Here is a 19,597-nt window from a genome sequence, read left to right on the forward strand (position 1 = left end):
AACAACCTCTTATTGATAGATAAAGCCGGAGACAAACCAGGCAATCAGTACCGTCGGCGCGCCGGTCAAAAAGCGGCTGACCAGCACCGACGGAACGCCAACGCGCACCGTGTCCTGGCGCGCTTCTGCCAGCGAAAGCCCTACCGGAATAAAGTCGCAGGCAGCCTGGGCGTTAATGGCAAAGAGCGCAGGCAGCGCGAGGTGAGGAGGAATATGGCCCTGGCCGATTTGCACGCCGATCAGCACGCCGATAACCTGAGCGATAACGGCGCCCGGGCCAAGGAACGGCGACAGCAGCGGGAAGGAGCAGATCAGCGCCAGCGTGACCAGACCCAGCGGGTGGCTGGCCAGCGGCGCCAGGCCATGGGCAATCCAGTCCCCGAGGCCGGAGGCCATGATGATGCCGATCAGCGCCGAGACGAAGGCCATAAACGGCAGAATGGTTTTCAGTACCGTGTCGATGGTGTCGCGTCCGGCCTGGAAGAGTACCGCCACGGCAGAGCCCATCCCCATGCCGACTTTTGCCAGCAGGCCGTCGCTCTGCTCGGTGATTTTTTTGCTGCTGTCGTAATCCCGTGTTGCCGCTTCCCGTTTCACCGGCTGACTGGTGAACTCTCCATCCTGGCAGCGGATGTTTTCCTCTCTCACTCCTGAGACATAAATGTCTTCCAGGATGTACTGCGCCAGAGGGCCAGACTTGCCGGTGGCATGAATATTAACGGTGGGAATACGGCGTTTCGGGTAGATACCGCAGCGCAGGGTGCCGCCGCAGTCGATCACCGCCACGCCAATTTCCGCCTCCGGCGGTTCCCCTTCTTTAAAGCCATCGACCGCTTCCCAGCCGGTCATTTGCGCCAGTTTGTCAACGATCGCCGGGCGCGTGCCGGCGGTGATATAGACGATCTTTTTGCTCTGAGTGGCGTCGAGCTCCAGTGGGCCGCCCCAGCCGCCCGTTCCTTTTTCAATCACAATGCGGCTCATGATGTTGCTCCGGCGAGTTGTACGTTCTGCTCAAGCTGAATGCCCATTTTTTTCTCGAAGATAGCGGTGGTCAGATCCGTTACCCAGCCACGGAAGAAGTTGGTGACCAGGCCTACCAGCAGGTAACTGACGGCCAGCGGCCCCAGCGGCAGGCCCAGAGTGGTCAGGCCGTTAGCGATGCCGAGATAGACAAAGAGTTCGCCCGGGTTGATATGCGGAAAGAGGCCATTCATTGAGTGGCAGCTGTAGGAGGCCGCCGCGTAATAACTGGGTTTGTAGCGCTCAGGCATAAAGCGCCCAAGGCTTAAGGTCATTGGGTTACAGAAGACAAAAGTGCCGACGCACGGCAGCAGCAGATAGCGGGTGACGGGATTTCCTGCGCAACGCTGGGCCAGCCGTTCAATACGGTGCTGACCGATAAAGTTGATCAGTGCATTCATGATAACCAGCAGGCTAATCAGCAGAGGCAGGATACCGGTGACCATACCGGTGAAGACTTCTCCGCCTTTCTGAAACAGCCCGATGAACCATTCGGCACCATGGGTAATGGCTTCGATCATTGTTCTCTCCTTCAGGGATCTTTTGTTGTTGTGTGGCTGGCGCTTATAATAATCATTTTGAAAGGTTTGAAAGTGTTATTTAGATCTCAATATGAAAGATAAAACGATCACAATGAAAGTTTTATTTTAATGATCTCTGGCGAAAGAAAATGGAGAGGGTTTTTCAGACAACGAAAAGAAGAAGAGGGATGAAGGGGCTTCCTTGTGCAAGGGCACATGCTTTACCATAATTCACTCTGGCTGATTGAAGTTAAATGGATGTCCCATGTTTAAGCGTCGTTACGCAGCTCTTATTCCCACGCTCGTTTTACTTGCTGCCTGTAGCAGCAAACCTCAGCAAACCGAAGCGTCTCCACAACCCGTAGCAAGCGCCCCTTCCGGCGGATTCCTGCTTGAGCCGCAGCACAATGTCACCATGATGGGCGGGGATTTCGCCAACAATCCCGCAGCAGAGCAGTTCATCAACGATATGGTGAGCAAGCACGGCTTTGACCGTCAGCAACTGCATGAGATTCTCTCTCAGGCGAAGCGACTGGATTATGTGCTGCGCCTGATGGATAAACAGGCGCCTGTTGGCGTCGGGCCGAGTGGGCCAACCGGCGCATGGCTACGCTATCGCAACCAGTTTATTACTCCGGATATGGTACAAAATGGCGTGGCATTCTGGATCCAGTATGAAGATGCGCTCAACCGCGCATGGATGGTCTACGGCGTACCGCCGGAAATCATCGTCGGTATTATTGGCGTTGAGACCCGCTGGGGGCGGGTGATGGGGAAAACCCGTATTCTTGATGCTCTGGCGACGCTGGCGTTTAACTACCCGCGTCGCGCTGCCTACTTTAGCGGAGAACTGGAAACCTTCCTGCTGATGGCGCGGGATGAAAGTGATGATCCGCTCAATCTGAAAGGTTCCTTTGCCGGGGCAATGGGCTACGGGCAGTTTATGCCCTCGTCTTATAAACAATATGCCGTTGATTTTAATGGCGATGGACACACTAATTTGTGGGATCCGGTCGATGCCATCGGCAGCGTGGCAAACTACTTCAAAGAGCATGGCTGGGTGAAAGGCGATCTGGTGGCTGTGCCCGCCAGCGGTCAGGCGCCTGGGCTGGAGAACGGTTTTAAAACCAACTACAGCGTGGCGCAACTGATGGCGGCCGGATTAACGCCGCAGCAGTCGTTGGGTAACCATCAACAGGCCAGTCTGCTGCGTCTGGATGTCGGGACAGGCTACGAGTACTGGTACGGTCTGCCCAACTTCTACGCCATTACCCGCTATAACCACAGTACCCACTACGCAATGGCCGTCTGGCAACTTGGTCAGACTGTCGCGCAGGCACGCGTTCGCTAACTCTGTTCCCCTTCTGCGGAAGGGGACGGAAACATTTCGCAAAACTCCTCGGACAAACTCCAATTTACTTCATCTACGCGACTGAGTATTGTTATGTTATAACATATTGAGGTGCGTAATGACGGATGTAACCCTTTTTTCCCGCTCTGGCTGGTGCCGCTTAGGGTGGGCTGCGCTGCTGCTTACAGCGCTCTGGCTACTGACTGCCTGGGCAGTGGCGCTACCATGATTGAACTTGACCACCTGGTGGCAGGCTACGGCGCCTGCGCCATTACCCCTTCGCTGTGCGGTGTTGTGGAGCGCGGCAGTATGACGGCGATTGTCGGGGCCAATGGCTGCGGAAAATCAACCCTCTTAAAAACCCTGGCCGGAGAATTGAAGCCGGTAAGCGGCGCATTGCGCTGGCCATCCTCGCGTCCGGCTATTGGCTGGCTGGCACAGCGTCAGACGCTGGATCCTCATTTTCCGCTTACCGTGCAGGATGTGGTGAGCATGGGGCACTGGCCGCGCATTTCACTGTTTCGCGGGCTAAACCGGCAGGCCAGAGCGCAGGTGGCGGCGGCGCTGGAAAGAGTCGGCATGCTGGCGCTGGCGAACAACACTATCGACGCGCTCTCCGGTGGGCAGTTTCAGCGCATGCTTTTTGCGCGGATATGGTTACAACATGCGCCGCTGGTGATGCTGGATGAACCCTTTACCGGCATCGATGAAATAACCAGCCAGCTGTTGATGGAACAAATTGTCGATATGCATCAGCAGGGGCAAACCATCCTTGCCGTATTGCACGACAGCGAACGCGTAGCCCGCTATTTTCCGCAGACGTTGCGCCTCGATGGTGATTGCGCGAACTGGGGTGTAACCATTGCACAAGATACCGGAGCGTGCCCGGCATGATATGGCATCTCTTTTTCCAGCCGTTTGTTGAGTTTGGTTTTATGCGTCGTGCGCTGGTGGTCTGCCTGGCGTTATCCATCAGCACCACCGCCCTTGGCGTATTTCTGCAATTACGGCGTATGAGCCTGATGGGCGATGCGCTGTCACATGCCATTTTGCCAGGTGTGGCGGTGGGCTTTTTACTCAATGGCATGTCGCTGCTGGCCATGAGCCTCGGCGGATTTGTCGCCGGGATTGTGGTTGCGCTGGTGGCGGGGCTTATCAGCCGCCGCACGCCGCTGAAAGAAGATGCCAGCTTTGCCGGACTCTATCTCACCTCACTGGCGCTTGGCGTTACCCTGGTGTCGCTGCGCGGCTCCAGTGTCGATCTGCTGCATCTGTTGTTTGGTTCGGTGCTGGCGGTGGACAAGGACGCAGCCCTTTTTGTTGCCGGGGTCGCCAGTCTGACCGTGCTGTGTCTCGCGCTGTGCTATCGCGGTTTGGTCTGCGAGGCCTTTGACAGTCGCTTCCTGCAGATTAACGCTCCCCGCTTGCCGGCGTTTTTTCACAGTCTGTTTCTGGCGTTGCTGGTGCTGAATCTGGTTGCCGGCTTCCAGGTTCTGGGCACGTTAATGGCCGTGGGCGTGATGATTTTACCTGCGGTCGCTGCACGCTGTTGGGCGCGAACCTTACCGGGATTACTGCTGTTTGCGGGCATTACCGGGGCGCTTTCAGCCTGGATGGGGTTGAGCCTCTCCTGGGGGGCTGGCCTGCCTGCCGGGCCGTCGATTGTGCTCACCGCGAGCGGCGTCTTTATCTTTTCAATTTTATTCGGCGCGCGCAGCAGTCTGCGGGCGCAATTACCTGGCAAGGAGACATAATGAAAAAGGCAGTGGTAGTTCTGGCAGTAGCTCTCGGGTTGCTGACGCAAAGCGCGATGGCGAAAACCCTGAATGTGGTCGCCAGTTTTTCCATCCTGGGGGACATTGCGGCGCAAACGGGGGGCGACCATGTGAAGGTCACGACGCTGGTGGGGCCGGATGGCGACCCGCACACCTTCGAGCCGAGCGCGAAAGACAGTGCGTTACTCAATAAGGCTGATGTGGTGGTGGTTAACGGCCTGGGGCTGGAAGGCTGGCTGGACAGACTGGTCAAGGCGTCTGGTTTTAAAGGTACGGTTGTTGTGGCGTCCACCGGTGTGAAAACTCATTCCCTTGAGGAAGATGGCAAAACCGTGACCGATCCCCATGCCTGGAATAGCGCGGCGAATGGCGCGCTCTACGCGCAAAATATTCTGACGGCGCTGGTGAAGGCAGATCCGGAGGACAAAGCCGACCTTAACGCCAGCGGGCAGCGTTATATCGGCGAGCTTCAGAAGCTGGATAGCTGGGCAAAAACACAGTTCAGTTCTATACCGCGGGAAAAACGCAAAGTACTGACCAGCCACGATGCTTTTGGCTATTTTGCCCGCGCCTACAATGTCGATTTTCTGGCCCCGCAAGGGCTCTCTTCGGAGAGTGAGGCCAGTGCGCAGCAGGTTGCTGAGCTGATTAAACAGATCAAAGCTGATGGGGTGCATACCTGGTTTATGGAAAACCAGCTTGATCCTCGCCTGGTCAAACAGATAGCGACAGCGACGGGCGCCCAGCCGGGCGGAGAGCTTTACCCGGAAGCGCTGAGTAATAAAGGCGGCGTGGCCGATACCTACACCCAGGCGTTTCGCCATAATGTAGAAACTATCGCCAGTAGCATGAAATAATCCTCTGAAGCCAGCGCGAGCTGGCTTTTTTCTGACGCCTCCTCGTAAATTCATTACCTCAATCCCACCTTTGCCCTGAAAGTGTTATCTTTTGCGCCACAGTTTTGTACGACGGAGATCATCATGACTGACAGTGAATTAATGCAGTTGAGTGAGCAGATCGGCCAGGCGTTAAAGCAGCAGGGGGCGAGCATCACCACGGCTGAGTCCTGCACCGGAGGCTGGGTCGCGAAGGCGATCACCGATATTGCCGGCAGCTCGGCCTGGTTTGAGCGGGGTTTTGTGACCTACAGCAATGAAGCCAAATCGCAGATGATCGGCGTGAAGCCGGAGACCATTGCGGCCAACGGCGCGGTCAGCGAACCGGTGGTGGTTGAGATGGCTATCGGGGCTCTGAAAGCCGCGCGTGCTGATTACGCTATCTCGATTAGCGGCATCGCCGGACCCGACGGCGGGAGTGATGAGAAACCTGTGGGCACGGTCTGGTTTGGCTTTGCCTGCGTGAACGGGCAGGGAATTACCCGTCGTGAATGTTTCGCGGGCGATCGCGAAGCGGTGCGGCGACAGGCGACAGCCTATGCGTTACATACACTGTGGCAACATTTTCTACAAAACACTTGATACTGTATGACCATACAGTATAATTGCGGAATCAGATCAGAAATTCACGGCGAAGCGTAGACGCTTCACCTTGCATGACAGGAGTAATCATGGCTATCGACGAAAACAAACAGAAAGCACTTGCGGCAGCGCTGGGTCAGATCGAAAAGCAATTCGGTAAAGGCTCCATCATGCGTCTGGGTGAAGACCGTTCTATGGATGTGGAAACCATCTCCACCGGGTCGCTTTCTCTGGATATTGCGCTGGGCGCAGGTGGCCTGCCAATGGGGCGCGTCGTCGAAATCTACGGGCCAGAATCGTCCGGTAAGACGACCCTGACGTTGCAGGTTATCGCTTCTGCTCAGCGCGAAGGGAAGACCTGTGCGTTTATCGATGCGGAACACGCGCTGGATCCTGTTTATGCACGTAAGCTGGGTGTTGATATCGACAACCTGCTCTGCTCTCAGCCGGATACCGGTGAACAGGCGCTGGAAATCTGTGATGCGCTGGCTCGTTCTGGCGCGGTTGACGTTATCGTCGTCGACTCCGTTGCTGCCCTGACGCCGAAAGCGGAAATCGAGGGTGAAATCGGCGACTCTCATATGGGCCTTGCCGCACGTATGATGAGCCAGGCAATGCGTAAGCTGGCGGGTAACCTCAAGCAATCCAACACGCTGCTGATCTTTATCAACCAGATCCGTATGAAAATTGGTGTGATGTTCGGTAACCCGGAAACCACCACCGGTGGTAACGCACTGAAATTCTATGCTTCTGTCCGTCTGGATATTCGCCGTATCGGTGCGGTGAAAGAGGGCGATAACGTGGTGGGCAGTGAAACCCGCGTTAAAGTAGTGAAAAACAAAATCGCCGCGCCATTCAAACAGGCTGAATTCCAGATCCTTTACGGTGAAGGCATCAACTTCTATGGCGAACTGGTTGACCTTGGCGTAAAAGAGAAGCTGATTGAAAAAGCGGGCGCCTGGTACAGCTACAACGGTGAGAAAATCGGTCAGGGTAAAGCGAATGCCACTAACTGGCTGAAAGAAAACCCGGCGACGGCGAAAGAAATCGAGAAGAAAGTGCGTGAGATCCTGCTCAGCAATCCGAGCGATAAACCGGACTTTTCTGTCGACGACAGCGGTGAAGACGTCGCAGAAACCAACGAAGATTTCTGATAATCTGAACGACAATTGAGGGGCTGCTTATGCAGCCCTTTTGCTTTTTCTTGCCAGCAGGATTTGTGATGCCTGAAAATACACCTCGCCGCTCTGATTACGCCCGCTTACTCGATCGTGCCTTACGTATCCTGGCCATGCGCGATCATGGCGAAGCGGAACTGCGACGCAAGCTCACTGCACCCGTTATGAGTAAAAATGGTCCTGAAAAGATTGATGTCAGCCAGCAGGATCTTGATAACGTAATTGGCTGGTGTGCTGAAAATCATTATCTCGACGATGACCGTTTTGCCCGGCAATTTATTGCCAGCCGCAGCCGCAAAGGATATGGCCCTGCGCGTATTCGCCAGGAGCTGGGGCAAAAGGGGGTGTCGCGTGAAACCTGTGAAAGCGCAATGCGTGACTGCGAAATTGAGTGGAGCGAAAGGGCGCGTGAACAGGCTGAACGCAAGTACGGTACACCTCTGCCCACGCAGTTTGCTGACAAAGTAAAAGTGCAGCGCTTTTTACTCTATCGCGGTTATTTATTGGAAGATATTCAGGAAATCTGGCGAAATTTTAACGATTGACCGCATACGGGATTTTACTTCGTAGTAAAGAAAACTTATCTTATTCCCACTTTTTCCAGTAGCGGGTGGCTGTCTGTCAAAGGGCAGTTACCCGTTACGACATTTCGCTAGCTTGATTCCAGGATAATTATGAGCAAGAGCACCGCTGAGATCCGTCAGGCGTTTCTCGACTTTTTCCATAGCAAGGGCCACCAGGTAGTTGCCAGCAGCTCACTTGTGCCGAATAACGACCCTACATTACTGTTTACCAATGCCGGGATGAACCAGTTCAAGGATGTTTTCCTTGGCCTCGACAAGCGTAATTATTCCCGCGCAACCACTTCGCAGCGCTGTGTGCGCGCGGGCGGTAAACACAACGACCTGGAAAACGTCGGTTACACTGCACGTCACCATACTTTCTTCGAGATGCTGGGTAACTTCAGCTTCGGCGACTATTTCAAACATGACGCTATTCAGTACGCATGGGAATTGTTAACCGGTGAAAACTGGTTCAACCTGCCGAAAGAGCGTCTGTGGGTCACCGTGTATGAAACCGATGATGAAGCCTTCGAAATATGGGAAAAGGAAGTTGGTATTCCTCGCGAGCGTATTATCCGTATCGGCGACAATAAAGGCGCCCCTTACGCATCCGATAACTTCTGGCAGATGGGCGATACCGGTCCTTGCGGTCCGTGCACCGAAATCTTCTTCGACCATGGCGATCATATCTGGGGCGGTCCTCCGGGAAGCGCGGAAGAAGATGGCGATCGCTATATTGAGATCTGGAACATTGTCTTTATGCAGTTCAACCGTCAGGCTGACGGTACGATGGAACCGCTGCCGAAACCTTCTGTTGATACCGGCATGGGCCTTGAGCGTATTGCGGCGGTTCTCCAGCATGTGAATTCCAACTACGAAATCGATCTGTTCAGCAAACTGATTAAATCCGTTGCTGAAGTGACCAATGCGACCGATCTGGGTAATAAATCACTGCGCGTGATTGCAGACCATATCCGCTCCTGCGCATTCCTGATTGCCGATGGCGTTATCCCTTCCAACGAAAACCGCGGCTATGTGCTGCGCCGTATTATTCGTCGTGCTATTCGTCACGGCAATATGCTGGGCGCGAAAGATACCTTCTTCTTTAAACTGGTGGGGCCATTGCTGGAAGTCATGGGCGCTGCGGGTGACGAGCTGAAGCGTCAGCAGACTCAGGTTGAGCAGGTTCTGAAAACCGAAGAAGAGCAGTTCGCGCGCACGCTGGAACGTGGTCTGGCGCTGCTGGATGATGAACTGTCGAAGCTCAAGGGCGATACCCTGGATGGCGAGACAGCATTCCGTCTGTATGACACCTATGGCTTCCCGGTCGATTTGACCGCCGATGTATGCCGTGAGCGCAACCTTAAAGTTGACGAAGCGGGCTTTGAAGCCGCCATGGAAGAGCAGCGCCGCCGCGCACGTGAATCCAGTGGCTTTAGCGCAGATTACAACGCGATGATCCGCGTTGATGGTAGCTCTGAATTTAAAGGCTATGACCATCTGGAACTGAACGGCAAAGTGACCGCTCTGTTCGTGGATGGTAAAGCTGTTGCTGCCGTTAGCGCAGGTCAGGAAGCGGTTGTGGTACTGGACGAAACGCCATTCTACGCAGAATCCGGCGGCCAGGTTGGCGACAAAGGCGAACTGAAAGGTACCGGCTTTACCTTTAGCGTCAGCGATACGCAGAAATACGGCCAGGCGATTGGTCATATTGGTAAAGTGGCTTCCGGCTCGCTGAAAGTTGGCGACGGCGTGAAAGCTGAAGTTGACGAAGCGCGTCGTCAGCGTATCCGTCTGAATCACTCTGCGACTCACCTGATGCATGCAGCTCTGCGTGAGGTATTGGGTACGCATGTCGCGCAGAAAGGTTCGCTGGTCAATGACAAAGCGCTGCGCTTTGACTTCTCCCATTTTGAGGCGATGAAGCCGTCAGAAATTCGTGCCGTTGAAGATAGCGTGAATGCGCAAATTCGTCGCAACCTGCCTGTCGAAACCAACATCATGGATATTGATGCGGCAAGAGCCACTGGCGCGATGGCGCTGTTTGGCGAGAAATATGACGATCGTGTACGCGTTCTGCGTATGGGCGATTTCTCTACCGAGCTTTGTGGCGGTACTCACGCATCGCGAACCGGCGATATTGGCCTGTTCCGCATTGTCTCTGAGTCCGGTACGGCTGCGGGTGTGCGTCGTATTGAAGCGGTAACGGGCGAAGGCGCTATTGCCGCACTGCATGCGCAAAGCGATCAACTGCATGATATTGCGCAGTTGCTGAAGGGCGACAGCGCGAATCTGGGCGACAAAGTGCGTTCAGCGCTGGAGCGTACCCGTCAGCTTGAGAAAGAGCTGCAACAACTTAAAGAACAGCAGGCTGTTCAGGAAAGCGCGAGCTTGTCTGGCAAAGCTGAAGAGATCAACGGTGTCAAACTGCTTGTCAGCGAGCTGGCTGGCGTTGAACCGAAGATGCTGCGTACGATGGTCGATGATCTGAAGAACCAGTTAGGTTCCGCGGTCATTGTGCTGGCTACGGTAGCAGAAGGTAAGGTTTCTCTGATTGCGGGTGTGTCGAAGGATGTGACCGACCGCGTGAAAGCAGGGGAACTGGTTGGCATGATTGCCCAGCAGGTTGGGGGCAAAGGTGGCGGACGTCCGGACATGGCGCAAGCCGGTGGTACGGATGCGGCAGCGCTACCAGCCGCTCTTGCCAGTGTAAAAGACTGGGTAGGCGCAAAACTGTAATAATTACAAAGCGAATGCAGTCGCCATGGCCTCGCGGTCATGGCGTTCTTGCCACTACGCTATTGAAAACGATAAAGTCAGGTTGAAGTTGTGTATATCGGCTAAACTTACGTCTAACAGAATGTAATGCCGTGACTGCTTACACTTTACGTGTTTGTCATCGCTTACTTTTTGGCGTTATATGATGGAGAATGCCGGGATACAGAGAGACCCGACTCTTTTAATCTTTCAAGGAGCAAAGAATGCTGATTCTGACTCGTCGAGTTGGTGAGACCCTCATGATTGGGGATGAGGTCACGGTGACTGTTTTAGGGGTTAAGGGTAACCAGGTACGCATTGGCGTTAATGCCCCTAAAGAAGTGTCTGTACACCGTGAAGAGATCTACCAGCGTATCCAGGCTGAAAAATCGCAGCAGTCCAGTTTTTGATTTTACCGCGTCTCGCTGCCCGGCGAGACGCAACACCCTCTCCCTGCTGTTCCCCCTCTGTATAACCTTTGTATTGCATCCTGACCTGAACGCCTGCTTCCACGATAATTTCTTCTTGCTGTCTCCACCGCTGCGTTGGTGAAAAATCTGCTGATAAAACATCCTTTTTGCGCTTTTAACCGACGAATTGTCTGCGAAGTGTGCAAACGATTCAGGTGCTGGAAAAATTGTTTGACTTATAAGTCCCAGAAAGTAATATGTGCGCCACGCAGCGACGAGAAGCTCTCACGAGTAACTTGAAGCACTCGCAAGAGGCGTGTTGGTGAGGTGGCCGAGAGGCTGAAGGCGCTCCCCTGCTAAGGGAGTATGCGGTCAAAAGCTGCATCCGGGGTTCGAATCCCCGCCTCACCGCCATTTTGCATCCGTAGCTCAGCTGGATAGAGTACTCGGCTACGAACCGAGCGGTCGGAGGTTCGAATCCTCCCGGATGCACCATATTCTTTGAGATAACAGTAAGTTGTTGTTTCATGGTCCGCGAGATAATCGCAGCCCCAGAGAAGATAGAGTCGTTTCAGCAGCGACTTGCAGGGCGAACAATTAAGCCATCCTTTTTGGATGCACCCTCTTTTATCTGTTGTTGTTTTAGTAATAACAGCAGGTATCAGTAGTAAAGCAGTAATCCCGATGCATCCGTAGCTCAGCTGGATAGAGTACTCGGCTACGAACCGAGCGGTCGGAGGTTCGAATCCTCCCGGATGCACCATCTTCTCCAGGATAACAGCAAAATTGTTATTTTATGGTCTGCGAGATAATCGCCGCTACCTGGGAGGTTAACGTTGCGTCAGCAACGGCCTGAAAGGCAAATCAGCAGTACCTCAGCATTTCCCGATGCATCCGTAGCTCAGCTGGATAGAGTACTCGGCTACGAACCGAGCGGTCGGAGGTTCGAATCCTCCCGGATGCACCATCTTCTCAGAAATAACAGCAAAACTGTTGTTTCATGGTCTGCGCGTTAATCGGCAGCACTAGGGAGGATAACGTTGCGTCAGCAGCGGCCCGTAGGGCGAACGAAGTGAGTCATCCTCCCGGATGCACCATATTCTCCAGGATAACAGCGAGTTTGTTATTTCATGGTCTGCGAAATAATCGCGACAACCAGCTGAATCATCCTTAGTCACCATTTCCCCCTGAAAATCATCCCTTTCGCTAACAGCGACAAAAATCCTTGTTTACGATAAAGTAACGTTCCGTTATCCGGTTTGTGAGAACACGATGTACGAACGTTATGCTGGTTTGATTTTTGATATGGATGGCACCATCCTGGATACCGAACCGACACATCGCAAAGCGTGGCATGAAGTGCTTGGGCGCTACGGCCTGCGCTACGACTTACAGGCGATGATCGCGTTAAATGGTTCGCCGACCTGGCGCATTGCCCAGTCAGTCATCGAACTCAATCAGGCCAGCCTCGATCCTTATGCGCTGGCGCGTGAAAAAACCGATGCCGTCAAAGCCATGTTGCTCGATACCGTGCGTCCTTTGCCACTGATAGAGGTGGTGAAAGAGTGGCATGGTCGTCGCCCTATGTCCGTCGGCACGGGCAGCGAAAGCGCCATTGCTGAAGCGCTACTGGTGCATCTTGGTCTGCGCCACTATTTTTCTACTGTTGTTGCCGCCGATGATGTAAAAAACCACAAACCCGCCCCGGACACATTTTTATTGTGTGCCGAACGTATGGGCGTGGCTCCGGATCAGTGCGTGGTATTTGAAGATGCAGACTTTGGTTTGCAGGCGGCACGTGCAGCAGGAATGGATGCCGTGGATGTGCGCTTATTGTGAGTGACCTTCTGTCACTCTCGTCTTTATTCGCCAGCAGTTTCCTCAGCGCCACACTGTTACCGGGTAACTCTGAGGTTGTTCTGGTGGCGATGCTGCTTTCGGATGTCAGCCAGCCCTGGCTCCTCGTATTAATAGCAACAATGGGTAATAGCCTTGGAGGGCTGACAAACGTTATTCTTGGGCGTTTCTTTCCGTTACGTGAAAAGTCACGCTGGCAGGAAAAAGCAACAGGTTGGCTAAGGCGCTATGGCGCAGCCACACTGTTATTAAGCTGGATGCCTGTTACAGGCGATTTGCTGTGTCTGCTGGCGGGATGGATGCGCATCTCCTGGGGACCGGTGATATTTTTTTATGCCTTGGGAAGGCGTTCCGCTATGTGCTACTGGCCATAGTAACGCTACAGGGTATGACGTGGTGGCACTAATTGGATTGAGTGAGTGACCTTTAATCGTCAACCATTACAATTATGCTTAATAAAATGATTATTACAGGCGGGAGGTCAATTTGATCCCGGACGTATCACAGGCATTGTCCTGGCTGGAAAAAAATCCTCAGGCTCTTAAGGGGATTCAACGCGGGCTCGAGCGTGAAACACTGCGCGTTAATGCAGATGGCACCCTGGCAACAACGGGTCATCCGCAGACGCTGGGTTCGGCGTTGACTCATAAATGGATTACCACCGATTTTGCGGAAGCCCTGCTGGAGTTTATTACTCCTGTTGAGGGTGATATCCAGCACATGCTGGCCATCATGCGTGATGTTCATCGCTACACTGCGCGTGAAATTGGCGATGAACGTATGTGGCCGCTGAGTATGCCGTGCTACATCGAAAACGGTCAGGATATTGAGCTGGCACAATATGGCAGTTCGAATATTGGCCGTCTGAAGACGCTGTACCGTGAAGGGTTGAAAAACCGTTACGGCGCGCTGATGCAGACCATTTCCGGCGTGCACTATAACTTCTCTTTGCCGATGGCGTTCTGGCAAGCGAAATGCGGTGACACGGATAAAGAATCGGTGTCGGCAGGCTATTTCCGCCTGATCCGTAACTATTACCGCTTTGGTTGGGTGATCCCGTATCTGTTTGGCGCTTCACCGGCCATTTGCCCGTCATTCCTGCAAGGCAAGCCGACCACCTTACCGTTCGAAAAAACGCCCGGCGGTATGTATTACCTGCCGTATGCGACTTCGCTGCGCTTAAGCGACCTGGGCTATACCAACAAATCGCAAAGTAACCTGGGTATCACCTTCAATAATCTGCCGGATTATGTGACGGCGCTGAAGCGGGCGATCAAAACGCCTTCCGAGGAATATGCCCGGATCGGTCAGCAGAAGGACGGTAAGTATCTGCAAATTAACACTAATGTTTTGCAGATTGAAAACGAACTCTATGCCCCGATCCGCCCGAAACGCGTTACCCGTAGCGGTGAATCGCCGTCGGATGCGTTGCTGCGTGGCGGCATTGAATATATTGAAGTGCGCTCGCTGGATATTAACCCGTTCACCCCGATTGGCGTCGATGAGCAGCAGATCCGCTTCCTCGATCTCTTTATGGTCTGGTGTGTACTGACTGATGCGCCAGAAATGAGCAGCGATGAGCTGCTGTGTACGCGTAAAAACTGGAACCGGGTTATTCTTGAAGGTCGTAAGCCTGGCCTGACGCTCGGTGTGGGCTGCGAGGCTTCTCAGTTCCCGCTGCCGCAGGTGGGCAAAGACTTGTTCAGTGACCTGAAACGGGTTGCGCAGACGCTTGATGGCCTTTACGGCGGCACGGATTATGAGCAGGTGTGTGATGAGCTGGTCGCCAGTTTTGATAACCCGGACCTGACCTTCTCGGCGCGTATTCTGCGTTCGATGATTGATAACGGCATCGGCGGCACGGGTAAAGCGCTGGCAGATGAGTACCGGTCAATTTTGCGTGAAGAGCCGCTGGAAATCTTAAGCGAAGACGATTTCAGAAAAGAGTGCGATGCATCCTGGGCGCGACAGAAAGAAGTTGAAGCCTCAGATACTGAGACATTCGAGGCGTTGCTGGCAAGACACGCCTGACAGAAAAGAAAAAGGCCACATTGCTGTGGCCAAAATATTCATCTCTGAAATCAGGGATGATGATAACAAATGCGCGTCTTTCATATACTCAGACTCGCACCCGTTAAAAGAGTTCATTTTATTTTTAAAAAAATCACTGTGGAGGTGACTAAATGCCATTGTTGGATAGCTTCACTGTCGATCATACCCGTATGGAAGCGCCTGCTGTCCGTGTTGCTAAGACCATGAACACGCCGCATGGCGATGCCATCACCGTATTCGATCTGCGTTTTTGTGTGCCCAACAAAGAAGTGATGCCTGAAAAAGGTATCCATACGCTGGAGCACCTGTTCGCTGGTTTTATGCGCGATCATCTCAACGGTAACGGTGTTGAAATCATCGATATCTCGCCGATGGGTTGCCGCACCGGTTTCTATATGAGCCTGATCGGTACTCCGGATGAGAAGCGCGTGGCTGATGCCTGGAAAGCGGCGATGGCCGATGTACTGAAAGTGCAGGATCAGAATCAGATCCCGGAACTGAATGTGTACCAGTGCGGCACTTACCATATGCACTCTCTGGCGGAAGCTCAGGATATTGCCCGTCATATCCTTGACCGCGATGTGCGTGTAAACAGCAACGATGAGCTGGCGCTGCCGAAAGAAAAACTGCAAGAACTGCACATCTAGTGGTGCACCTTTTCCCTCTCCCTCCGTGGAGAGGGTAGAGCGACAGGCGTTTAAACTGATGACGACAGCCGTATCATTCTCCTTCCAGCACCGCCCCTTTGTACCCTATGCCCACGACTATACGCACGGTGAAAGTGAGCCGTGGCATCAACATGACTGTGCGCAGTTACTGCATATTCTCAGCGGTGTGGTTCGGGTCGAGACCGCGCAAGGCTGTTGGGTTGTGCCGCCGGGTCGTGGCGTCTGGCTACCTGCCGGAACGCAGCATGCCATCAGCATTACCGGTAATGTCGCAGCACGTACCCTCTTTATTGATCCGCTGGCCCGTGCGGACCTGCCAGCCTCCTGCCAGATAGTTCAAATCACGCCGTTGCTGCGGGAACTGATTGTTGCTTCATTTACGCTCAATGAGGAGTACTTACCAGGCAGTCGCGATGAGCGGGTTTACGAGCTGGTGCTTGATGAGATCCGCGGTATGCAGACCCTGCCTTTCTGTTTACCGGATCCGCAAAGTGAGGTGCTGAAAAAACTGTGTCTGCAAATTTGTGCCTCGATCGGGCAACCCTGGAGCAGCGCTAAGGCGGCAGGCATTGTCAGCATGAGTGAAAAGACGCTTAACCGCCATTTTCAGCAGCAAACGTCCTTGTCGTACAGCGAGTGGGTGCGCCGTGCGAAGCTAATCGAAGGTCTGATCCGTCTTGCGCAGGGGCATTCGGTGCTGCGTGTGGCGTTGGATCTTGGTTACGGCAGCCACAGCGCATTTACGGCGATGTTTCGCCGGGTGATGGGAATATCACCCAGCGACTATTATCGCGACTCTGAAAAAGAGTGAGTCTGACCCAGCGCATTGAGTAATGCCTGTAATGACGCCCGGGCGACATCGTTGTCGATCCCCACACCCCAGTGAGCAGAGCCATCAGGATACAGGCACTGAATATAGGCGACGGAGCGGCTGTCGCTGCGCGCGCCCAGGGTATGCTCATGATAATCCTTGATGCTGAACGCTTGTTTAAGCATAACGTTTAGCGCGCCCGCCGCTGCTGAAAGCAACCCATTTCCCTGTCCTTCAAGATGTCGATTGACGCCCTCGATGGCGAGGGTCGCCTGCAAGCGTAATTGCCCGTCAGGGTGACTCTCGCTCTTGTAATTAACCAGCGTCATGTGAGGCTGTGCGATGAGTCCGTAACGCTCGCGAAAAAGCTGCCATAACGCATTTTGCGTCATCTCTTTACCCCTGGCATCGGTTTCACGCTGGACGTGCTGACTGAAGTCCTGCTGCAGGGCGCGGGGGAGCTTCAACCCGTGATTCTGTTCAATCAGCCATGCGCTGCCGCTTTTCCCCGACTGGCTGTTCACGCGAATGACGGCTTCGTAGCTACAGCCAATATCCTTCGGATCGACCGGCAGATAGGGCATCTGCCAAAGGTCGCCGGCCTTGCGGGCATCAAATCCTTTTTTGATAGCATCCTGATGTGACCCGGAAAACGCGGTATAGGCCAGACTGCCCGCCCAGGGATGGCGAGGGTGGACGGGCAACTGGTTACAGGTTTCCACAACCTCGACAACCTGCTGCATATTGCTGAAGTCCAGCTCGGGTGAGATCCCCTGGCTGTAGAGATTCATGGCCAGCGTCACCAGACAGACATTCCCGGTCCGCTCTCCGTTGCCAAACAGACATCCTTCAACGCGATCGGCGCCCGCCAGCAGGGCCAGCTCTGAGCTTGCCACGCCGGTGCCCCGATCGTTATGCGGATGCACGCTAATACTCACGTCCTTACGGCGCGTGAAGTGGCGGCAAAAATACTCAATCTGATCGGCATAGACGTTAGGGGTATTGACCTCGACCGTGGCGGGCAGGTTGAGAATCATCGGGCGGGCGGTGCCGGGTTGCCAGACATCCGCCACGGCTTCACAAATCTCCAGCGCAAACGCCGGTTCGGTAAAGCAGAATGTCTCGGGTGAGTATTCGTATTGCCAGTGGGTATCCGGCTGCGCGTCACAAAGCTTACGGATCAGCTGCGTTGAGCGCACTGCGAGGGCAATAATTTCAGCCTTCTCCATACCAAACACCAGTTTGCGAAACAGCGGCGCCGTGGCGTTATACAGGTGGATCGTGGCCCGGTGCGCCCCTTTAAGCGATTCAAAGGTTCTGCGGATCAGATCTTCTCTGGCCTGGGTTAAAACCTGAATCGTGACGTCCTCAGGAATTTGCTTTTCCTCAATTAACTGGCGTACGAAGTTGAAATCCGTCTGCGAGGCAGAAGGAAATGCCACTTCAATCTCTTTAAAACCGCAGCTCAGTAGCAGCTCCCAGAACTGCAGTTTTCGCTCGCTGTCCATTGGTTCTGCCAGGGCCTGATTACCGTCCCGCAGATCGGTAGAGAGCCAGCGTGGCGCGTGGGTCAACTGATTCTGCGGCCACTGGCGTTCCGGCAGGGAAATAGGCGGGTGCGGCAGATATTTTTGTGCGGGGTTCTTCAGCATGATGGGCTCCTGTTGTTTGTTAATCATCCTGGCGGCTGTGCTGGGGCGAAGCTTTAGCGAAAGGGACATAAACTATAGATAAATGGACAATGTTGCCTGGTTTATTTATTTTGTGAATGTAAGTGATTTTCTGATTTATATTCTGAATAAAAATCTCGCGGCCGGTGTCTGTTTCCTGTTGTTGCGATTTCTGCATGTTGTTATTTTCGAAATGACATGGTAGTTTTTTGATGTTCTTTATTTGATTCTGATTATCCGGCTGTTAATTTGTCGGAATAGATAATCGCTGTGCCGGTGCGATATTTTAGGCAATCACGTAGTCATTTCATCAGGGAGTGTGTTTGATGTTGCATACTTATTTGTTGGTCGATGGTGCGAGAGCTGCGCAATTTTATGCCCGACAAAATTCAGAGTTTTGTCAGATTATAATTTTTTTTATCAATCAGTTAGGTCGATAAGGTGCCGAAAAAATCCAGAGTCCTGGTGTTCGGTTACGGCTTTGGGGGTTGGTAACGCATATGGTGGAACGGGAAAAAGTCATCCGCTACTTATTTTTATCTTTCTTTCGGCCTTGCTGGATGCGAGTGCAATAAAAAGAGTGCGGTTTTTATTTGTGCCAGAAATAAGACCATTACGCCCAGGGCCACACATTAAAAGAATGCTACAATGATGAATAAACTATTACGTGCTGTCGTACTGTTCGTTTTTTCTCTATTTCCATGTTTAAGTCATGCCGATCCTGAGCTATTAATCGACAGACTCAAAAATAACAGCGAACCGCCGCCGACGGAACAGAGCGAGTCGCTTAAGGCCGAGAACAAACGATTACAGTTGCAATTAAAGAAGGTGGAGCAGCAGCTTAGCGAAGAAAGTCGTCTGCATGAAGCGCAGGTCAGCATGCTCTCATCCCATATTGCGGCATTGCAGAAAAAGGCCATCGCAGGCACGTCGGTGGGCACTGTCGCTGATAAATCAAAGTCTGAACAGCCGCTGGTTAAACAGACTGAGCGTGATAAAGAGCTTTCTCAGTTGCTGGTTAAACTGGCGGATTCGGATCAACGTAGCGGCGGGAAAAATAGCCGTGAGAGTGAGCGTAACAAGCAGCAAAGCGAGCAGTTTGTTGCCCGGGCTGCGCAGGTAAAAGGGGCGGTAAAAGCAGCCAGCGGCGTTATCTATCAGGTCGTGAAAAAGGGAACCGCGCCGGAGGTGACGCAAAACGATGTTATTCGCTTCAGATTTGATGAAAAGCTCAGCAGCGGAAAGGTTCTTTCCGCAGGAGAAATACGCCGTAAACGTGCTGCTGAGCTGCCTGCCGTTATTGGGCTGGGCGTTCCGGGGTTGGGAGTCGGCGGCCAGGTAAAAATCACCGTTCCCTGGCAGCTGGCTTATGGTGAGCAGGGGATCTCTGGCATCATACCTCCGGGTGTGGCTTCTGAAATCACCCTTGAGATACTTAGCCTGAATAAGTAACGACCTAAAAAAAGAGCGCCTTCAATATTGAGGT

General features: G+C 53.4%; 17 protein-coding genes, 4 tRNA genes and 1 pseudogene. 19 read left to right on the forward strand and 3 right to left on the reverse strand.

Annotated elements, in window-relative coordinates:
• Nucleotides 1–9 precede the first annotated feature (9 nt).
• The gene (gene srlE / locus ACSZO4_RS02145; protein WP_437887193.1) at nucleotides 10–981 is read right to left on the reverse strand and encodes a PTS glucitol/sorbitol transporter subunit IIB; all 972 of its coding nucleotides are present in this window, start codon (nucleotides 979–981) and stop codon (nucleotides 10–12) included.
• The gene (srlA, locus tag ACSZO4_RS02150) at nucleotides 978–1,541 is read right to left on the reverse strand and encodes a PTS glucitol/sorbitol transporter subunit IIC (RefSeq protein ID WP_437887194.1); all 564 of its coding nucleotides are present in this window, start codon (nucleotides 1,539–1,541) and stop codon (nucleotides 978–980) included. Before srlA ends, srlE begins: the two co-directional genes overlap by 4 nt.
• A gap of 265 nt (nucleotides 1,542–1,806) precedes the next feature.
• On the opposite strand from srlA, the gene mltB reads away from it, so the two are divergent.
• The 18 genes and pseudogenes from mltB to ACSZO4_RS02240 all read left to right on the forward strand — a co-directional run bounded on the left by mltB (nucleotide 1,807) and on the right by ACSZO4_RS02240 (nucleotide 16,441).
• The gene (gene mltB / locus ACSZO4_RS02155) at nucleotides 1,807–2,892 is read left to right on the forward strand and encodes a lytic murein transglycosylase B (RefSeq protein WP_437887195.1); all 1,086 of its coding nucleotides are present in this window, start codon (nucleotides 1,807–1,809) and stop codon (nucleotides 2,890–2,892) included.
• A gap of 225 nt (nucleotides 2,893–3,117) precedes the next feature.
• Nucleotides 3,118–3,786, forward strand: a complete 669-nt coding sequence (locus ACSZO4_RS02160; protein WP_437887196.1) for a metal ABC transporter ATP-binding protein — start codon at nucleotides 3,118–3,120, stop codon at nucleotides 3,784–3,786.
• On the forward strand, nucleotides 3,783–4,646 hold the full coding sequence (locus ACSZO4_RS02165) for a metal ABC transporter permease (protein WP_437887197.1): 864 nt from the start codon (nucleotides 3,783–3,785) through the stop codon (nucleotides 4,644–4,646). Before ACSZO4_RS02160 ends, ACSZO4_RS02165 begins: the two co-directional genes overlap by 4 nt.
• Nucleotides 4,646–5,524: a metal ABC transporter substrate-binding protein gene (locus ACSZO4_RS02170; protein WP_437887198.1), complete on the forward strand. Its 879-nt coding sequence runs from the start codon at nucleotides 4,646–4,648 to the stop codon at nucleotides 5,522–5,524. Before ACSZO4_RS02165 ends, ACSZO4_RS02170 begins: the two co-directional genes overlap by 1 nt.
• 123 nt (nucleotides 5,525–5,647) lie before the next feature.
• The gene (pncC, locus tag ACSZO4_RS02175) at nucleotides 5,648–6,145 is read left to right on the forward strand and encodes a nicotinamide-nucleotide amidase (protein WP_437887199.1); all 498 of its coding nucleotides are present in this window, start codon (nucleotides 5,648–5,650) and stop codon (nucleotides 6,143–6,145) included.
• A gap of 89 nt (nucleotides 6,146–6,234) precedes the next feature.
• Nucleotides 6,235–7,299, forward strand: coding sequence for a recombinase RecA (gene recA / locus ACSZO4_RS02180; protein ID WP_437887200.1), 1,065 nt, complete (start codon nucleotides 6,235–6,237; stop codon nucleotides 7,297–7,299).
• 68 nt (nucleotides 7,300–7,367) lie between these two features.
• The gene (gene recX, locus ACSZO4_RS02185) at nucleotides 7,368–7,868 is read left to right on the forward strand and encodes a recombination regulator RecX (protein ID WP_437887201.1); all 501 of its coding nucleotides are present in this window, start codon (nucleotides 7,368–7,370) and stop codon (nucleotides 7,866–7,868) included.
• 129 nt (nucleotides 7,869–7,997) lie between these two features.
• Complete coding sequence (gene alaS / locus ACSZO4_RS02190) at nucleotides 7,998–10,625, forward strand: alanine--tRNA ligase (RefSeq protein WP_437887202.1); 2,628 nt, start codon at nucleotides 7,998–8,000, stop codon at nucleotides 10,623–10,625.
• A 242-nt stretch (nucleotides 10,626–10,867) separates the two neighbouring features.
• Nucleotides 10,868–11,053: a carbon storage regulator CsrA gene (csrA, locus tag ACSZO4_RS02195; RefSeq protein ID WP_002434672.1), complete on the forward strand. Its 186-nt coding sequence runs from the start codon at nucleotides 10,868–10,870 to the stop codon at nucleotides 11,051–11,053.
• A 321-nt stretch (nucleotides 11,054–11,374) separates the two neighbouring features.
• A tRNA-Ser gene (locus ACSZO4_RS02200) sits at nucleotides 11,375–11,467 on the forward strand.
• 4 nt (nucleotides 11,468–11,471) lie between these two features.
• Nucleotides 11,472–11,548, forward strand: a tRNA-Arg gene (locus ACSZO4_RS02205).
• 191 nt (nucleotides 11,549–11,739) lie between these two features.
• Nucleotides 11,740–11,816: transfer RNA gene (locus tag ACSZO4_RS02210), tRNA-Arg, on the forward strand.
• A 127-nt stretch (nucleotides 11,817–11,943) separates the two neighbouring features.
• Nucleotides 11,944–12,020 (forward strand) — tRNA-Arg (locus ACSZO4_RS02215).
• A gap of 305 nt (nucleotides 12,021–12,325) precedes the next feature.
• Complete coding sequence (gene yqaB, locus ACSZO4_RS02220) at nucleotides 12,326–12,892, forward strand: fructose-1-phosphate/6-phosphogluconate phosphatase (RefSeq protein WP_437887203.1); 567 nt, start codon at nucleotides 12,326–12,328, stop codon at nucleotides 12,890–12,892.
• Nucleotides 12,889–13,316, forward strand: a pseudogene (locus ACSZO4_RS02225) (YqaA family protein). Before yqaB ends, ACSZO4_RS02225 begins: the two are co-directional and overlap by 4 nt.
• An 80-nt stretch (nucleotides 13,317–13,396) precedes the next feature.
• Nucleotides 13,397–14,941, forward strand: coding sequence for a glutamate--cysteine ligase (gshA, locus tag ACSZO4_RS02230; protein WP_437887204.1), 1,545 nt, complete (start codon nucleotides 13,397–13,399; stop codon nucleotides 14,939–14,941).
• Between the two features lie 152 nt (nucleotides 14,942–15,093).
• The gene (gene luxS, locus ACSZO4_RS02235) at nucleotides 15,094–15,609 is read left to right on the forward strand and encodes an S-ribosylhomocysteine lyase (protein ID WP_437887205.1); all 516 of its coding nucleotides are present in this window, start codon (nucleotides 15,094–15,096) and stop codon (nucleotides 15,607–15,609) included.
• A gap of 58 nt (nucleotides 15,610–15,667) precedes the next feature.
• The gene (locus tag ACSZO4_RS02240) at nucleotides 15,668–16,441 is read left to right on the forward strand and encodes an AraC family transcriptional regulator (RefSeq protein WP_437887206.1); all 774 of its coding nucleotides are present in this window, start codon (nucleotides 15,668–15,670) and stop codon (nucleotides 16,439–16,441) included.
• On the opposite strand, the gene leuA is transcribed toward ACSZO4_RS02240, so the two are convergent.
• On the reverse strand, nucleotides 16,417–18,093 hold the full coding sequence (gene leuA, locus ACSZO4_RS02245) for a 2-isopropylmalate synthase (RefSeq protein ID WP_437887207.1): 1,677 nt from the start codon (nucleotides 18,091–18,093) through the stop codon (nucleotides 16,417–16,419). The two genes, ACSZO4_RS02240 and leuA, sit on opposite strands and share 25 nt — an antisense overlap.
• A 666-nt stretch (nucleotides 18,094–18,759) precedes the next feature.
• On the opposite strand from leuA, the gene ACSZO4_RS02250 reads away from it, so the two are divergent.
• Nucleotides 18,760–19,563, forward strand: a complete 804-nt coding sequence (locus tag ACSZO4_RS02250; RefSeq protein ID WP_437887208.1) for an FKBP-type peptidyl-prolyl cis-trans isomerase — start codon at nucleotides 18,760–18,762, stop codon at nucleotides 19,561–19,563.
• Nucleotides 19,564–19,597 lie beyond the last annotated feature (34 nt).

This window comes from Phytobacter sp. V91, assembly GCF_965644225.1.
Taxonomy (GTDB): domain Bacteria; phylum Pseudomonadota; class Gammaproteobacteria; order Enterobacterales; family Enterobacteriaceae; genus CBFFRJ01.

Coding starts and splice junctions, on each gene's coding strand:
- srlE (WP_437887193.1), bottom strand. CDS start 981: ATGAGCCGCATTGTGATTGAAAAAGGAACGGGCGGCTGGGGCGGCCCA.
- srlA (WP_437887194.1), bottom strand. CDS start 1,541: ATGATCGAAGCCATTACCCATGGTGCCGAATGGTTCATCGGGCTGTTT.
- mltB (WP_437887195.1), top strand. CDS start 1,807: ATGTTTAAGCGTCGTTACGCAGCTCTTATTCCCACGCTCGTTTTACTT.
- ACSZO4_RS02160 (WP_437887196.1), top strand. CDS start 3,118: ATGATTGAACTTGACCACCTGGTGGCAGGCTACGGCGCCTGCGCCATT.
- ACSZO4_RS02165 (WP_437887197.1), top strand. CDS start 3,783: ATGATATGGCATCTCTTTTTCCAGCCGTTTGTTGAGTTTGGTTTTATG.
- ACSZO4_RS02170 (WP_437887198.1), top strand. CDS start 4,646: ATGAAAAAGGCAGTGGTAGTTCTGGCAGTAGCTCTCGGGTTGCTGACG.
- pncC (WP_437887199.1), top strand. CDS start 5,648: ATGACTGACAGTGAATTAATGCAGTTGAGTGAGCAGATCGGCCAGGCG.
- recA (WP_437887200.1), top strand. CDS start 6,235: ATGGCTATCGACGAAAACAAACAGAAAGCACTTGCGGCAGCGCTGGGT.
- recX (WP_437887201.1), top strand. CDS start 7,368: ATGCCTGAAAATACACCTCGCCGCTCTGATTACGCCCGCTTACTCGAT.
- alaS (WP_437887202.1), top strand. CDS start 7,998: ATGAGCAAGAGCACCGCTGAGATCCGTCAGGCGTTTCTCGACTTTTTC.
- csrA (WP_002434672.1), top strand. CDS start 10,868: ATGCTGATTCTGACTCGTCGAGTTGGTGAGACCCTCATGATTGGGGAT.
- yqaB (WP_437887203.1), top strand. CDS start 12,326: ATGTACGAACGTTATGCTGGTTTGATTTTTGATATGGATGGCACCATC.
- luxS (WP_437887205.1), top strand. CDS start 15,094: ATGCCATTGTTGGATAGCTTCACTGTCGATCATACCCGTATGGAAGCG.
- ACSZO4_RS02240 (WP_437887206.1), top strand. CDS start 15,668: ATGACGACAGCCGTATCATTCTCCTTCCAGCACCGCCCCTTTGTACCC.
- leuA (WP_437887207.1), bottom strand. CDS start 18,093: ATGCTGAAGAACCCCGCACAAAAATATCTGCCGCACCCGCCTATTTCC.
- ACSZO4_RS02250 (WP_437887208.1), top strand. CDS start 18,760: ATGATGAATAAACTATTACGTGCTGTCGTACTGTTCGTTTTTTCTCTA.